Source organism: Streptomyces sp. NPDC003077 (assembly GCF_040611095.1).
Taxonomy (GTDB): domain Bacteria; phylum Actinomycetota; class Actinomycetes; order Streptomycetales; family Streptomycetaceae; genus Streptomyces.
In genome coordinates, this window is sequence record NZ_JBEXNM010000045.1 from 39,876 (window position 1) to 52,348 (window position 12,473).

The 12,473-nt window shown below is 73.0% G+C and carries 9 protein-coding genes and 1 pseudogene; 4 read left to right on the forward strand and 6 right to left on the reverse strand.

Features of this window, described 5'->3' with window-relative positions; genetic code table 11:
• Positions 1 to 2: 2 nt before the first annotated feature.
• Positions 3 to 1,415: a solute carrier family 23 protein gene (locus ABZX96_RS25865; protein WP_355548969.1), complete on the forward strand. Its 1,413-nt coding sequence runs from the start codon at positions 3 to 5 to the stop codon at positions 1,413 to 1,415.
• Here the strand turns inward: ABZX96_RS25865 and ABZX96_RS25870 are convergent.
• The 4 genes and pseudogenes from ABZX96_RS25870 to ABZX96_RS25885 form a co-directional block, all read right to left on the reverse strand.
• Positions 1,348 to 1,647: a YciI-like protein gene (locus tag ABZX96_RS25870; RefSeq protein ID WP_355548971.1), complete on the reverse strand. Its 300-nt coding sequence runs from the start codon at positions 1,645 to 1,647 to the stop codon at positions 1,348 to 1,350. The two genes, ABZX96_RS25865 and ABZX96_RS25870, sit on opposite strands and share 68 nt — an antisense overlap.
• Positions 1,648 to 1,732: 85 nt before the next feature.
• Positions 1,733 to 2,560: an erythromycin esterase family protein gene (locus ABZX96_RS25875; protein ID WP_355549024.1), complete on the reverse strand. Its 828-nt coding sequence runs from the start codon at positions 2,558 to 2,560 to the stop codon at positions 1,733 to 1,735.
• Positions 2,502 to 3,107: pseudogene (locus ABZX96_RS25880) on the reverse strand (erythromycin esterase family protein); the annotation flags it as partial. The pseudogene ABZX96_RS25880 and the gene ABZX96_RS25875, both read right to left, overlap by 59 nt.
• A gap of 197 nt (positions 3,108 to 3,304) precedes the next feature.
• Positions 3,305 to 4,315, reverse strand: a complete 1,011-nt coding sequence (locus tag ABZX96_RS25885) for a GntR family transcriptional regulator (protein ID WP_355548973.1) — start codon at positions 4,313 to 4,315, stop codon at positions 3,305 to 3,307.
• A gap of 210 nt (positions 4,316 to 4,525) precedes the next feature.
• On the opposite strand from ABZX96_RS25885, the gene ABZX96_RS25890 reads away from it, so the two are divergent.
• Positions 4,526 to 5,719, forward strand: coding sequence for an FAD-dependent monooxygenase (locus tag ABZX96_RS25890; protein ID WP_355548975.1), 1,194 nt, complete (start codon positions 4,526 to 4,528; stop codon positions 5,717 to 5,719).
• A 257-nt stretch (positions 5,720 to 5,976) separates the two neighbouring features.
• Here the strand turns inward: ABZX96_RS25890 and ABZX96_RS25895 are convergent, their stop codons facing one another.
• A complete protein-coding gene (locus ABZX96_RS25895; protein WP_355548977.1) occupies positions 5,977 to 6,315 on the reverse strand; it encodes a hypothetical protein in 339 nt (112 codons plus the stop codon).
• Positions 6,316 to 6,506: 191 nt separating this feature from the next.
• Between ABZX96_RS25895 and ABZX96_RS25900 the strand changes: the two genes are divergently transcribed.
• Positions 6,507 to 7,904: an amidohydrolase family protein gene (locus ABZX96_RS25900; RefSeq protein WP_355548979.1), complete on the forward strand. Its 1,398-nt coding sequence runs from the start codon at positions 6,507 to 6,509 to the stop codon at positions 7,902 to 7,904.
• A gap of 185 nt (positions 7,905 to 8,089) precedes the next feature.
• Here ABZX96_RS25900 and ABZX96_RS25905 read toward each other — a convergent pair whose 3' ends face one another.
• Positions 8,090 to 9,823, reverse strand: a complete 1,734-nt coding sequence (locus ABZX96_RS25905) for an amidohydrolase (RefSeq protein WP_355548981.1) — start codon at positions 9,821 to 9,823, stop codon at positions 8,090 to 8,092.
• A gap of 1,937 nt (positions 9,824 to 11,760) precedes the next feature.
• Here ABZX96_RS25905 and ABZX96_RS25910 point away from each other — a divergent pair.
• Positions 11,761 to 12,318, forward strand: coding sequence for a helix-turn-helix transcriptional regulator (locus tag ABZX96_RS25910; RefSeq protein ID WP_355548983.1), 558 nt, complete (start codon positions 11,761 to 11,763; stop codon positions 12,316 to 12,318).
• Positions 12,319 to 12,473: the final 155 nt, after the last annotated feature.

The window sequence follows — 12,473 nt, forward strand, 5'->3', positions numbered from 1 at the left end:
CGATGCCCGACATCGATCTTCCGGCCGACGCCGATGCCGGTGCCGATGCCGCCTCCGCCTCCGGCCCCGGACCCGCCCGCAAGCCCGGGGCCCGTCAGAAGGACACCCACCAGAAGACCGCCCGCCACCCCGTCGACGAACGGCTCCCCTGGCATCGGCTGGTGCCGCTGTCCGCGCAGCACGTCCTGGCGATGATCGCCGCGCCGGTCGCCACCGCCTTCCTCATCTCCACCACCCTGCGGCTGTCCGCCGGCCGCACCGCCGCCCTGCTCAGCGCGACGCTCGTGCTGTGCGGGGCGGGCGCCCTGCTCCAGTCCTTCGGCGTGCTGCGGATCGGCGCCCGGCTGCCGTTCGTGATGCTGCCGGGCGGCGCGGCCGTCGCGATCTTCCTGGACGTCGCCGTCCGGTACGGCGCGGCCACCGCATCGGGGTCCGTGCTGCTGGCGGCCGTCCTGCTGCTGCTCGTCCTGCCCGTGTACGGGCGGATCGTCCGGTTCTTCCCCCCGTTGGTGATGGGGGCGACGGTGCTGGTGATCGGCGTCAACATGGTCCGGGTGACCGTCCCGATGATCACCGAGGGGGTGGGGACGGCGCTGGTGACCCTGGCCGTCACCGCGCTCGGCTTCCTGCTGCTGCGCGGGGTGGGACGGCAGATGTCGGTGCTGCTGGGCATGGCGGCGGGCACCCTCGTCGCGGTGCTGACGGGCACGCCGTTCCGGCCCGCTCCGGGGGACGCGATCGTCGCCCTCCCCCATCCCTTCCCGTACGGCCTGCCGCGGTTCGACCTGCTCGCGGCGCTGCCGCTGATGGTCTTCGCGCTCGCCTCGCTCGCCGAGGCCACCGGGCAGACGGTGCTCAACAGCGAGGCGGTGGGCCGCCCGCCGCACCCCGCGCGGGACGTGCCGCGCACGGTGCGCGCGGACGCCGTGGCGTCGCTGGGCGCGGGCGTCCTGGGGACGTCCATCATGGTCACCAGCGCGGAGAACATCGGCATCGTCCAGCTCACCGGCGTCCGCAGCCGGTTCGTCACCGCGGGGGCCGGGGTGCTGCTGATCCTGGCGGGGCTGTTCGCGCCGCTCACCCGGGTGCTGACGGCGCTGCCCCCGCCCGTGGTCGGCGGCGCCGCGCTGATCGTCTACGCGGTGATCGCCGCCATGGGTGTGGACATGCTGCGCCGCGCCGACCTGAGCCAGGGCCGGGCGTCCACGGTCCTCGCGCTGACGCTGCTCGCCGGGCTGCTGCCCGTCCTCGCCCCGCAGGTGTACGAGCCGCTGCCGGTTTGGGCCCGGACACTGTTCGGCAACGGCGTGCCCGCCGCCACCCTCACGGCCGTCGTCCTCTGCGCCCTCACGGCGCCGCGCCGTCCGTCCTCCCGCCGACCACCACCGTCCACGGCCGGACGGTCCACCGCGTGACCAGGCCGTGGCGCACGTACGGGTCGGCGGCGGCGAACTCCTCCACAGGCGTGGCGTCCTCGGTGTCCCACACTAGGAGCGCCCGGTCCAGCGGCTCCCCGAGCGCCCCGGCGAGCAGCAGTTCCCCGCGTTCGTGGGCCGCGCGGGCGAGCTGCAGGTGTTCCGCCCGGTGGGCCGGACGCCGCTCGGCGTACCCGTCCACGAGCGTGTACTCCAGCACGTAGTACGCCATGTCGTCGCCCTCCTGGTCGCCGCCGGCCGCTTGTGTCGCGCGCGGGCGGGGCCGCCCGTGACGGAGGCCCCGTCCGCGCCGCACGCTACGCCAGCGGGCGGGCGGCCCGGAAGCGGTGCAGGTGGATCAGCACGTCGTGGCCGCGGCCCAGCGCGTACGGCCGGTAGGGGTCGCCGGGCGGGCCGATGTCGCGGGTGGGGCGGGTCCGGTCGAGCCAGGCGCGGGCCTCGGGCGGTGCGGTGCGCACGTCGAGGAGGAAGGCGCGGGCGCCCGTCGCGCGTCCGACCCGTTCCAGGGTCTCCTCGCTGCTGCCCGCGCGCGGCGGGCCGAAGGTGTCGGTCCGCCACCCTCCGTCGTCACCGGGCACGGTGGCGGCTCCGCTGCCGAAGGTCGTTCCGACGGAGAGGTAGTCCGGTCCGAGCAGGCGCCGCAGGTAGGCGCCTTGGGTGACGGGGTAGTGCACGGGGTCGTAGGTTTCGTACGCCGTGTGGCCGGTGTGTGCGGAGAGCAGGACCTTGTGGCCGGTGTGCCGGTGCCACCACGCGGTGTTCCGGGCCATCAGCTCGTCGCGGTAGCGCATGGCTTCGGCGAGGTCAGGGTCGTTCTCGGAGACCATGGCCAGCAGCGTGGCGGTCTGCTCGATGACGCGGGCGTGCTGCACGGTCCACGCGTGCGCGTCCCGGTCGGGCGCCGGGCCGAGCCGTTCCAGGCGCCGCACGGCCCGGCGCGCCGCGGCGGCCAGCCGCCGGCGTTCGGCGGGCGGCAGGGCCTGGAAGTCGGCCGCCGCGGCGTGCCGGCGCAGCGCGCGGTAGCGCGCGGTAGCGCGCGGTGAACTCCGGCCGGAGGGCGGGGTGGTGCCGGGCGACGTAGCCCTCGACGGTGTCGAAGAGCGTGTCGTGGATGCGCGGGAAATCCAGGTCGTTCCCCAGGAACCGCACCGGCCGGTGGGGGTGGCGCAGGTTGTGGGCGCGCATCCAGCGGATGAGGTCCAGGTACTCCTGGACGAGCCAGGGCCACGCGCCCTTCCCGAACTCCTCGTCCATGATCACGCGCGGGTCGCCGACACCGCGGGTCACGTACGCGTCGATCCGCAGCCCCGCGCCCCACCCCGTCTCCAGCGCGAACGCGGTGAAGCCCTTCTCCTCCACCAGGTAGCGGAACGCCCGGTGCTTGAGCGTGAACAACTCGTGCGCGCCGTGGACCACTTCGCCGAGCCCGACGACCGGAACGGACCCGATCGCCGCTCCCAAGGGGCGCAGGTCACCCAGCGGGCCGTGCGGCTCGGTCGTCCGCAAGGGGCGGGCGGCGCGGGCGAGCGCCGCGACGACGGGGGCGGTCCGGCCCTCCGTCCGCGCGGGATCGGGGCCGGGAGGTGTCCTGGCCCATGCCGGGCTCGTGACGAGCGGCAGGGCCACGGCGGGCAGCGCGGCCAGCAGCGAGCGCCGGGAGACGGGTGCCATGCGGTTCTCTCCTTCCTGGGTGGGCGGCACGGCGAGTCGCGCGGTCCGCTCCTGCCTGCGATACGCCCGCGATGACGCCGATGACGATCGCCGCCGTCCACCCCCACCCTCCCGTGACGGACCCGGGGACCACGATCCGGCGGCCCCCCGCACGACGGTGGGGCCACCCCGACCCTCCCGGAGCCCGGCCGTCCCGTTCACCCGCCCGGCCGCCCCGGCGCCGCGCCCTCGACGATGGTGGCGAACCCGTCCAGCAAGGGGCGGAGGCCGAAGGTGAACAGCGCGTCCAGGTCCATGTCGTAACCGTCCGCGCCGAGCCCGGTAAGGACCTTGGTGACCATCGGGTGGCGGGCCGAGCCGATCACCGCGGCGAAGGCGACGGCGTGCCGCTCCATCCACTGGTCCTCGGAGAGCCCGGTCTCCGCCTGGGCCTGGAACTCCCGCTCCAAGTTGACCGCGAGGCCCTGGACGTAGCTGTAGAGCAGGATGTGCAGGTCCATCATGGTCGTCAGGTCGAGGCCGCGGCCGTCGAGCGCGGTGAGCGCCCAGTCCGAGTGGACCAGCAGGTTGGGCAGCGGCAAGGGGCGGGTGAGCGAACCGATCTGCGCCAGCCACGGATGATCGCGGTACAGCGACCACAACGTGTGCGCCTCCAGTTCCAGGCAGGCCCGCCAGCCCTCCGGGCGCTCGGCCGGGTAGGACCGTTCGCCGAACGCGGCGTCCGCCATCAGGAAGACGAGTTCGTCCTTGCCCGCGACGTAGCGGTACGGGGACATGGCCGCCACTCCCAGCCGGGCGGCCACACTGCGCATGGACAGGGCGGCCAGGCCCTCCGCGTCGGCGATCTCGATCGCGGCCCGCACGATCCGCTCGCGGGTCAACTCCCCGTCCGCCGTCGGCCGGGCCCCCGGTTCGCGGCGCTTCGGCGGCGTCCCGTCGTCCGGACGCGCGGGCGCGCCCCGACGCCCCGGCGGTGCGGACGCCCGCCGGCCCGCCACGACCGTGCCCACCCGGGGGCGGGCCTCCACGACGCCTTCCAGGCGCAGGGTGGTGAGCGCCTTGGTCGCCGTGGCGAGCGCGACGCCCCATTCGCGGGCGATCTGCCGGGTGGAGGGCACGCGCTCGCCGGGGGCGAGTTCCCCCTCGTCGATGCGGCGCCGGATCTCGGCGGCGATGCGCCGGAACGGCGGATCGGGTGTCGGGACCATCCCCTGTCTCCTCCCATGCCTTCCATGCCGGGGCCGATTTTTCCGGCCTGTCTGACTGTACTAGCACAGCGACTAGCGGCAACAACGTTCGATCAGTCCTGTCTGACCTAGTACAGAGAGGCCATATGGCCAGTTGGCAGCCCTGTGTTTACACCGTACGCTCTGGCCGCGTACACCGTACGAACACCTCCCGCACGAAGGAGTCCACCCATGAGGACCGTGCTCGTCTCCGGCGCCGGCATCGCCGGAACCGCGCTCGCCTGCCTGCTGCGCCGCCAGGGGTTCGCCCCGACCGTCGTCGAACGCGCACCCGGTCCGCGCCCCGGCGGCCAGGCCGTCGACGCCCGCGGCGTGGCCCTCGACGTCCTGGCGCGGATGGGCCTGCTGGACCGGGCGCGGGCCGCCCGCACCCGCATGCGCGGCATGTCGGTGCTCGACGCGGAGGGCCGGGAGATCGAGCGCTCCACCGAAGTGGCCTACAGCAGCGGCCGGCTCGACAGCGAGGACATCGAGCTGCTCCGCGAGGACCTGGTGGGGATGCTGCACGCGCGGGCCCGGGAACACGCGGAGTTCGTGTACGGGGACGGCGTCACGGCCCTCGACGAGGACGAGCACGGCGTACGGGTCACCTTCGAGCACGGGCGCCCGCGCACCTTCGACCTCGTGGTGGGGGCGGACGGGCTGCACTCGGCCGTGCGCGCGGCGGCCTTCGGGCCGGAAGAGCGGTTCGTGCGGCACCTGGGCTCGTGCGTCACGGTCTTCAGCTCCGAGAACTTCCTCGGTCTGGAGGACTGGCAACTGTGGCTGGGGGACGGCGCGTCCGGCTACTGCGTCTATCCGGTACGCGACAACACCGAGCTGCGCGTCACCTTCGGTTTCCCTGGCGAACCGCCCCGCCACAGCCACCGCGACATCGAACGGCACCGCCGGCTGGTCGCCGAGCGGATGGCGGCCCTGCCGTGGCAGGAGACGCCCCGGCTGATCGAGGCCATGCGCCGGGCACCCGACTTCTTCTTCGACGCCACGGCGCAGGTCCATATGGACCGCTGGTCGCGGGGCCGCACGGTACTGCTCGGGGACGCGGGCTACTGCGCGTCCCTGCTGTCGGGCCAGGGAACGAGCCTGGCCCTGGTGGGCGCGTGGGTGCTGGCCGACGCGCTCGGCCGGTCCGCCGGCGACCACCGCGCCGCGTTCGCCCGCTACGAGACGCGGCTGCGCCCGTTCGTCACGCTCAACCAGGCACTGGCCACGGAGAACCCCGGGGGTCCCGCGCCCGAGTCGTCGGTCGAGCTGGCGAAGAACGCGATCGCGCTGGACGAGGACGAGGACGGGGACGAGGTCCGGGAAAGGGTCGGTGGCGGCACCGCGCCGAGGGTGGTCGGGACGTCCGCTGCCGCGAGGTGAGGAGGCGCCGGACACTCGCGGCTCCGCGCGGGCGGCACCCCGGAGGAGCGGCGCGCACCGCGCCTCGCCGCCCCCTCACCCCACCGCCACCTCGGCTCAACGACACCGACTCCAGGTACTCCTCGCTCCACAGGGTTGGTCAGGGCTTCCGTACGGCGCTCCGACCCGCCATACGAGCGCGTTACGGCCGGCGGCTTCGTCAGCCGGTCCGGTCGCACCGCGCTCACCCCCGAGGACGCGCGCCGGAGCGGTCCGGGCTACGGCTGGACGGTCATCTCCCCAATGCCCGTCCCACCGCAGTGGGCCGTGGACTGGCCGCTCTGCCCGGGCGCCACCGTGACGTGCTCGCCGTCCTGGTCGAACGCCAAGCCGCAGACGAGGTGCACCCAGAACGTCTGCGGCGCGGTACCCCGGTTGACGCAGAAGGCGAACCCGGTGGAGGGGTCGTTGTTGTGCTTTTCGGTGAAGCAGTCCAGGCCGGGCGGTGTGGCCTCGGCCGTCCCGCCTCCCACGGTGACGGCGAGCCCGGCGGTGAGCGCGGCAACGGCCGACGCCCGTCCGATCCTCGCGCGGACGCGACTCCCTCGCGATGTCATGGTGGCCTCCTTGGGGCACGTGCGGTTACTGCCTCCCCCCTGGTCCCCCGGTGCGGTCACGGAAAACCCGGGCCGCCTTCACGGACCGTGAGCACGGGAGGCGGTGCGGACCTCACCCGTGCCCCGCGTCCCGACTCGCCGCTTCCGCACGAGAGGTCCCCTCTCCCGTCGGCCCGCGCTATAACGCCGCAATGAGACCTTCAGGACCACCTCGCAGAAGCGTCGTCGGAGCGCTGGGAGCGGTTCCCCTGGCCACGGTCGGCAGCCCGGCCCCGGACCTGCCCGCCGCGCCCCACCGGGCCCCCGACGCGCGCACGACCCTCCTCAGGAACGCGGAACTCGTCCTCACCATGGACCCCAAGGTCGGCCGAGGGGAGTTGGGCACCCTGGAACACGCCGACGTGCTGATGCGGGACGGGGCGATCGCCGCCGTGGGCCGGCGGCTGCCCGTACCGCACGGGACGCGGGTGGTGGACACGGCGGGCAAGCTCGTCCTGCCGGGGTTCGTGGACATCCACAACCACCTGTGGCAGAGCAGCATCCGCGGCGGCTGCGCCGACCAGGACCTGAACGGCTGGATGACCGGCTGCAACCGCCCCACGCTGCCCCGGATCACGCCCCGCGACATGTACCGCTTCGTGCGGCTGGGCGCCCTCGACGTCCTGCGGGTGGGCGTGACCACGGTGGTCGACTGGGTGCACCCCGTCCCGTACGAGACCGGCGAGCAGTACGTGCGGGCGCTGGACGAGACCGGGGTGCGGTTCGTCTACGCCATGGCGCAGGACGACGACCGGCTCGACCTCCTCTCCCGGGTCAAGAAGGATTTCCTGGACCCGCTGCCGCTGGCCTCCGCCCAGGTGGCCGCGCACCCCTTCCTGGCCGATGTCGCGGGGCTGCGCCGCCGCCACGAGATCGCCCGCGAACTGGGGCTGATGCTCAACTGCCACGTGCTGGAGCACCGTACCGACCGGGCGCGGGACCCGATCCGCGCGCTCCGCGCGGTGGGAGCGTTCGGCCCCGGCCTCCTGATGAACCACGCGATCCACCTCACCGAGGAGGAGATCGCGCTGACGGCGGACCACGGGGTGCGGGTCGCGCACTGCCCGCTGAGCAACATGCGGCTGGCGTCCGGCATCATGCCGCTGCCCGCCTTCCACCGGCACGGCGTGCCGGCCGGGCTCGGGCACGACGGCGGGAGCAACGACACGTCGGACATGTTCGGCGTCATGAAGTCCGCCGTCGGGCTGCAACGGGCGCTCCACCAGGATCCGGGGGTGTTCCCCACCCTCCCGGCCGTGCTGCGCATGGCGACGCTGGGCGGCGCGGAGTGCGTCGGACTGGCCGATCGGGTGGGTTCCCTGACGCCCGGCAAGCGGGCGGACGTGATCGTGCTCGATCCGGCGACGCTCAACTTCGCTCCGCGCCGTAACTGGATCAACCAGATCGTGCTCAACGGTCAGCCCGCCAATGTCGCGTACGTCTTCGTCGACGGGCATCCACGGGTGGCCCGCGGCCGGCTGCTCGACGTGGACACCGACGAGGTGGTCCGCCAGGCCGAAGAGGCGGCCTCCCGGCTCGGCCCTCTCTGAGCAACAGCGGACCTCTCCGAGCACCATCGGATGCCCCTGAGCACCGTCGGACCTCGCGGAGACCTCGCTGAGCACCGGCGGCGCCCGTCCGCGCCGCACCTCCCTCCGCCTCCCCCGCCTCCGCACGGCCCTCCGCACGGCCCGCCGCTCGGGACGACCCGGTCGGCCCCGTCACCCCCCGCGCGTCACTCCGCCGACCGCTCGTAGACGATCCGCCCGTCGACGACCGTCAACTCGACCGGGAGCTCCGGGATCTCGTGCGGATCCGCGTCCAGCAGGTCGCCGCCCAGGACGCACAGGTCGGCCACCTTGCCCACCTCCAGGGAGCCCTTCCACTCCTCCGCGAAGTCCTGCCACGCGGCGGCGACGGTGTAGGTCCGCAGCGCCTGCGCGAGGCTGATCCGCTGTTCGGGACCGCTGACCCGGCCGCTGAAACGGGACTCCCGCAGCATCATCGTGGCGACGCCCTGGCGCCAGTCCGGGTAGCTGACCGGCGCGTCGGAGCTGCTGGTGACGGTGACCCCGGCGTCCAGCGCGTCCCGGTAGGGGAACTCGTACGCGGCCCGCTCCGGCCCGACCAGTTCCTCCTCCATGTCGGCGACGATCCATTTGATGCCGGGGTTCATGTTGACGCCGAACCCGTGGGCGGCGAGCTTCGACATGCTCGCGGCGGTGAGGAAGTCGCCGTGGATGACGTAGTGCCGGGGGTCGGGGCGCGGGTGGCGCTCGGTGGCGGCGATCAGCGCGTCGGCGACCGCGTCGATGCCCCGGTCACCGGTGACGTGCACGCCGAGCTGGAGCCCGGTGGCGTGCGCGTGGTCGATGATCTCGCGGAGTTCGCCGAGGCGTTCGGCGTCGTCGTCGCCGCGCACCGAGAGCGCGCCGCAGCCGCCGCCGATGAACGGCTCGTACATCCAGGACGACTTGTTGGGCGGCACCCCGTCCGCGAAGATCTTGACGCCCAGGACGTTGAGCCACCGCGGGTCGGGGCTGTCCGTGGCCTTCGGGCCGTCCCCGCCCGTCAGCTCGTCCAGGATCCGGACGAAGTCCGCGGCGCTGCTGGTCAGGCCGGTCGGCAGGAGCAGGACGCCGACGCGCGCGGTGAGTTCGCCCGCGGCGTGCAGTCGGCGGTAGGCGTCCAGCGTCCGGGCGCCCATGGTGCCGGCGGACATGTCCTCGCCGCCGGGGCCCAGGCCCGGTTCGGTGTAGCTGGTGACGCCCAGCGCCCGGAGCTGCGCGAGCGCGGAACGGATCGCGTCCATCCGCGTCTCCAGGGTGAGTTCGGGCACCGCGCGCTGGACGAGGTCCTGGGCGCCCTCCTGGAGGATGCCGGTGGGTTCGCCGTCGGTGTCGGTGACGATGGCGCCGCCTGGCGGGGCCACGGTGTCCCGGTCGATTCCCGCCAGCTTGAGGGCGGCAGAGTTGGCCCAGGAGGCGTGGCCGGAGATCTCCTGGAGGAGCACGGGGTGGTCGGGGGCGGCGGCGTCCAGGTCCTGCCGGGTCGGCAGGCGGCCGGGGTTGGCGGCGCACTCCTCCAGGCTGCCGGTGTCCCAGCCGAAACCGGTGATCCACTGCCCCGGGGGCGCGGTGCGGGCCGCCTCCCGCACCGCCTCGGCGACGGCCGCGATCGACGGCACCCCGGCCAGGTCCAGGGCCATCGGCGGCGTGGTCAGGCCGAAGTGGCAGCCGTGCAGGTGCGAGTCGTTGATGCCCGGCAGGAGGGTGCCGCCCTTGAGGTCGACGACCCGGGTGGCGGGCCCGATCAGGCCCTCGATGTCGGCCCGGTCACCGACGGCGGTGATCGTGCCGCCGGTGACGGCGAGCGCGGCGGCGACGGAGAACTCCCGGTCGATGGTGAGCACGTTTCCGCCGACGAACACGAGGTCCGCGGGCCGTGGCTGAGGGGTGGGTCGCGACATGGCAATTCCCTTGGTGCGGGCAGGACGTGGCCGTCCTGGACGTGGAACGGTGGTGCGTTCGTTTCACGCGTTTAGCGCTTTTTGCGCGTTTCGCGTGGTGAGGGCGTGCGTGGGGGCGGTCGGGGGTCATCCCGGGTTCTCGGGTTCCCGGTTCCCGACGGTGATCCCGTTCGCGGCTACGGCGCCGGGGACAGGGACCGGGGCGGGGAAGCGGGGCCGGCCGGCTGGTGATCCGTTCGGCGCGGGAGGGTTCGGCGCCCCGGGAGAGTCCGGCGGGCCGGCAGATCCGCGCGACGCGGGTACGGGGCCGGCGGGGCGGTGGCCCGGAAGCCGGGCGAGGGGGCCGTGGCCACCGCCGACCCTGCCGCGTCCGGCACCGTGCGCACCCCCGGATCGGGCAGCGGCGGGAGTACGGCGGGCCCACCGGCCGTCCGTTCCGTCCCGGGCAGGACGGCGGCGGCCACGGCATTCCCCTCCACGAACGCGCACCTCCCCCACGGCACGAAGACCGGACAGCACAGGACATAGGCCATCGAGCCGGTCACGAACGGACTGTTCCCGCAGTAAAGCGCACTCCCCCGGCGGCCGATGCATCACCCCCCGGGTCGCGGTGACACCGATGATCAACGTTAGGGTCGCCGGAGCACGCGTCATGCCGGGCGCGACGCGCAGGTGAATCCCGGCGATACCCGCCCATGCGCAGGCGTTCCCCGCATTGGACTGCACACAACGCAGGGGTCGGCGGCACGGAGCCTGTGCGAGCGCGGCACGTTCCGGACGAGATGACCGAGCGGCGGCAACAGGACGTGAGGTCGCTCTTGGGACCGCGGCGCGCCGGAACGCGATCGTCAGCAGAAGGACGCCGGGCGCCCGGCCGGAACACGGCCGAGAACGGCCGGACTTCATGGTTCCGCGCGCGGGAAATCCCTGAAAGACGCCGGTGCGTTATCTCACGGAATTACCGTGGTGAATCTTCCGCCCACCCTTGGGAATTACGCCGTCAACGCCGCCCGGACCGCGGGCAGACTTCCGCGGTCCGGGCTCCGCTGGTATGGGATCACAACCTGGTCATACGGAGGGTGTGTTGACCCCTTCGCCGGGCCTCTTCCTCCTTCCCGGGATGCGTGTCTCTTCGAACGCCGCCTGGTTTTCCTTTCTCTCCTCGTTCCGTCATCGGATTCCTCCGAGGTGTTCCTTCTCACCCGCCATGACCAGGGGCGGCCGGGCGACACCGCCACACAAGGCCATGGGCCAGCGTAAGGACGGGCGGAGGGGAACGGTAGACGGCAGAAACAAGTCCGACGGTGCGATGATTCCGTGATGCCGCGAGATGTTTTCCGCACGGATGCGGCCGGACGGACACGGCCACACAGACGCGACCGAACGGATACAGCCACGCGGATACGGCCACACTGACGCCACCGCACACATACAGCCACACGGACAATGCGCGCCTTTCAGTGCGCCACCATGGGGAATTCCGGAAGGAATGTCCTCCGCACCCGGGAAGCGCCGCTCATTACCCCCGGAAAAGGGCGCGACGGTATTCGCCGCGGGAATGCCCTTGCTTCATTCGACGCACCGCCGACGCCGTTCCGCCCACCGGCCGGCCGGGCCCGGCGACGGCGTACATGCCGGCAGCCGAGAGCACGCCTCTACAACGCACGCGGCGTCACCCGTGACGGAGTTGGTGGGATTCGATGAACTTCGGCCACTCTCGTACCCCGCGACCCCAGCCCACCAGGGAAAACACTCGGCCCCGTCAGAGCGGGCGGACGTGGTGACGCCCCTGGTGATCCACTGTCCGGCACCGTGCGGTGGGCTCCTTCCGGCCGGTTCGAGAATGGCCGAGATCATGGGATCACCCTCCTGAAGGCGCCAACTACTGTTGATCCTCGGGTTCCTAAGCGGCGCACGGCCTCCTACGATCCGGTTTCATGACCAACTACCCGTCGGGGCCGACGCCGTCTGCCTCTCACGGACCTGACACGGCCAAGCTGTTCGGCCGCCGCCTCCAGCGCCTGATCGACGTGGTCCGCCCTGAGGGACGGCAGCGGTACACCGACGCCCAGATCGCCGCGTACGTCGGTGTCAGCGCCCAGTACATCCACAAGCTGCGGCACGGGAAGTCCGTGCCCTCGGTGGAGAAGGCCCAGAGCCTGGCCGAGTTGTTCGCGGTCGAGCACGTGGACTACTTCCTCAAGCCGGACCACGATCCCTCCGTGCGGGCGGTGGAGCGGCGGCTGCGCGCGCTGGAGGAGGGCCGGGTGGGGCGGGAATCCGTCGGGAGGACCGGTGCGGACGAGGGGCGCGCCCCTGGTGCGGCACCCGGCGCCGACGAGGAGTTGTGGCGCCGCCTGCGGGAGGAACACGGCGTGCGGGAGATCGCGATGCGGGCCGGGCAGCTGTCGCCCGAGGCCAGGTTCGCGGTCCTCGGCATCGTCAATCAGTTGTTCCGGAGCGAGAAAGGGGTGGCTCCACCAGAGCGGCCATGAGCCGGTGACCTCCGCGACCGCCGCGGTGCCCGGCGTGTGAGGGCCCGGGGAGAGCGGTCGCATGCCATCCTGCGATGCCATAGGGCGGGTCGTCGGCCCCGCCCGTCCCACCGCCGTCCGTCCTCCCACAGGGATCGCGCGGTTCCGTCCGCAAC

Bases quoted from the DNA above. Each gene is read 5' to 3' on its own strand.
- ABZX96_RS25865 (WP_355548969.1), top strand. From the start codon at position 3: ATGCCCGACATCGATCTTCCGGCCGACGCCGATGCCGGTGCCGATGCC.
- ABZX96_RS25870 (WP_355548971.1), bottom strand. From the start codon at position 1,647: ATGGCGTACTACGTGCTGGAGTACACGCTCGTGGACGGGTACGCCGAG.
- ABZX96_RS25885 (WP_355548973.1), bottom strand. From the start codon at position 4,315: ATGGTCCCGACACCCGATCCGCCGTTCCGGCGCATCGCCGCCGAGATC.
- ABZX96_RS25890 (WP_355548975.1), top strand. From the start codon at position 4,526: ATGAGGACCGTGCTCGTCTCCGGCGCCGGCATCGCCGGAACCGCGCTC.
- ABZX96_RS25895 (WP_355548977.1), bottom strand. From the start codon at position 6,315: ATGACATCGCGAGGGAGTCGCGTCCGCGCGAGGATCGGACGGGCGTCG.
- ABZX96_RS25900 (WP_355548979.1), top strand. From the start codon at position 6,507: ATGAGACCTTCAGGACCACCTCGCAGAAGCGTCGTCGGAGCGCTGGGA.
- ABZX96_RS25905 (WP_355548981.1), bottom strand. From the start codon at position 9,823: ATGTCGCGACCCACCCCTCAGCCACGGCCCGCGGACCTCGTGTTCGTC.
- ABZX96_RS25910 (WP_355548983.1), top strand. From the start codon at position 11,761: ATGACCAACTACCCGTCGGGGCCGACGCCGTCTGCCTCTCACGGACCT.